Source organism: Microcoleus sp. F10-B2 (assembly GCF_036704965.1).
Taxonomy (GTDB): Bacteria; Cyanobacteriota; Cyanobacteriia; order Cyanobacteriales; family Microcoleaceae; genus Microcoleus.
This window is the reverse complement of record NZ_JAUBTB010000206.1, coordinates 1-2,196: the sequence shown is the minus strand read 5'-3', so window position 1 is coordinate 2,196 and position 2,196 is coordinate 1. Positions and strand designations below refer to the sequence as shown.

The following is a 2,196-nucleotide window of genomic DNA, read 5'->3' as shown; positions in this document are numbered from 1 at the left end:
CTAGGGACATCTCAACTTCTACTTAGATTTACATCTCTCATTATACACGCTCGATGATTTACAAATCATTTGCGATCCCTATATAGCAATCCTAAATCATTATCAAGACTATGATACAATTATATGCAATACTTGATTGTGACAATAAAAACATGAATAACTTACAACAGCAACAAAAAGATCGGAAAAAAGAAATAGATTATTTAGAATCTTTCATTAAAAGTGATATCGATGCCAGAGAACTAAAACGAGCAATAGCTGTAAGGATGGCGATCTCAGGTAATATCTACCATGAAATTAGCAAGATTTTGGGTGTAAGTAAGTTTTTTATTGGTTATTGGAAAAAGCAATTTAAAACCAAAGGCATCGCAGGAATCAAACTAGGGCATAAAGGGTCAAAAGGGTATTTAACAGCTCGACAAAATACTGAAGTAATTGAGTGGTTAAAGAATAAAGAATATTGGAATTTAGATGAGCTGGTTACTTATTTAGAGCGAGAATTTGGTGTGACATATAAATCAAAACAGAGTTACTATGAACTTTTCGACCGGGCGAAAATTAGTTGGAAAAAAACTCAAAAAACCAATCCTAAATTTGATGAAGAACTTGTAAAAAAAAGACAGAAGAAATTAACGATATTTTGTTTAAAAACAAGGGTGGTATAGAGTCTGGGGAAATAATAGTATTGTTTTTAGATGAATGTCATCTACTTCATGGTGATCTAACTGGTTATGTTTGGGGTCAATCAAAAATCCGAATTGAAGTCCCAATTACCAATGAGAAAGATAGATAAACTTATTTTGGCGCACTCAATTATCAAAGCAAAGAATTCCATATTCAGAGCCATCCATCTGGTGATGGAAAATCAACAGTTAAATTCATAAAATACTTACAAAATAAATATAAACATCGCAAGATTATCTTGATTTGGGATGGAGCTAGTTATCATAAATATGGAGAATTTAGAGACTTTTTATTAGAACTAAATGGTGACAAAGAACCTGAGAATTGGTCAATTACTTGTATTTTATTTGCTCCCAATGCTCCCCAACAGAATCCCGTTGAAGATATTTGGTTACAAGCTAAAAACTTTTTAAGAAAGTATTGGTATTTATGTAGCTCTTTTAAGATTGTCAAATTTTTATTTGAGTTTTTTACTAACGAACATAAATTTGATTTCCCCAAAATACGTCAATATACTTACACAGAGAAAATCATTTAGGATTGCTCTAGATATAGAAAATCATTTAGGATTGCTATAGATGCTATTGTCTCTGTAGAAAATTCTTTAAGAGCAGCGCAAACTTTTTCTTTAAGACCATCTAAATCATCATAAATCTCCCAACTCAGTTCTTGTTTAATGTGCTGCCATACTCTTTCGATTGGATTCAATTCAGGGCCTCCGGGTGGTTGGAATATCAAGATAACATTATCTGGTATTTTTAGCTTACTACCATGATGAAATCTCCCATTATCTAATTGGATAAAATTTAAATTGTTCGGATATTGTTCTGCTAATTGATCTCAAAATATTTGAAAGCAGAGACATCTAAATGTGAGAACTCTAACCAAAAACTTTCTCCAGTTTTCGGGGCAACTGCCCCATATAAATAGAAGGCTTTCAAATTCCATTGAACTTTACCTTTAGGCTTAACTCCCAAAGCTGTAATTCTTTTTCTCTCAATCGTTTTTCAGCCAATTCTAGTTTCATCTTGAGACCAATACTTGACCCCATTTTTTGCTGGATTAGGAGTCCTATACTCCAACGAGCAAGCCATTTTCAGCATTTTATTGAGTGTATTTTTGAAAGCGATAGCTGCTTGCTCATCTTTTTTTATAATCGAGGGTCTTGGTACTTTTAGTTTAGCTTTCATTCGATAGTGTAAGTGTTTGTATAATGTGTGATAATTGAGTGATATTTTATAGTTTTTTTCCACCCATTTCGCAATTTGCTTATAACTCTTGAATTCACATGACTCATCACTTAACTTTTTTGACAATCCAACTATTACGCCCGAGGGAATTACTCGGGGTCTACCCGTTGATTGCCGTATTTCTAACAATCCTGATAGACCGCCAATACTATATTTTTTTAACCATCTATGTACAGTAAGTCTATGGGGAGCATCCCGGTTTTGTAAATGGTTAAAAGTATGATATGAGCCAAAATTTTTCGCCCTGCGCTACATGATAGAA

General features: G+C 33.2%; 2 protein-coding genes and 2 pseudogenes. 2 read left to right on the top strand and 2 right to left on the bottom strand.

All coding sequences use genetic code 11. The features are described 5' to 3' along the window. The first annotated feature begins 152 nt into the window (after positions 1–152). Both QUA99_RS32625 and QUA99_RS32620 read left to right on the top strand, forming a co-directional pair. Positions 153–665, top strand: coding sequence for a winged helix-turn-helix domain-containing protein (locus QUA99_RS32625; protein WP_333381760.1), 513 nt, complete (start codon positions 153–155; stop codon positions 663–665). A 146-nt stretch (positions 666–811) separates the two neighbouring features. Beyond that, positions 812–1,222, top strand: a pseudogene (locus tag QUA99_RS32620) (transposase); the annotation flags it as partial. Here the strand turns inward: QUA99_RS32620 and QUA99_RS32615 are convergent. Continuing rightward, positions 1,219–1,509: pseudogene (locus QUA99_RS32615) on the bottom strand (transposase); the annotation flags it as partial. The pseudogenes QUA99_RS32620 and QUA99_RS32615 overlap by 4 nt on opposite strands. 182 nt (positions 1,510–1,691) lie before the next feature. Then, complete coding sequence (locus QUA99_RS32610; protein WP_445251060.1) at positions 1,692–2,063, bottom strand: winged helix-turn-helix domain-containing protein; 372 nt, start codon at positions 2,061–2,063, stop codon at positions 1,692–1,694. Positions 2,064–2,196 lie beyond the last annotated feature (133 nt).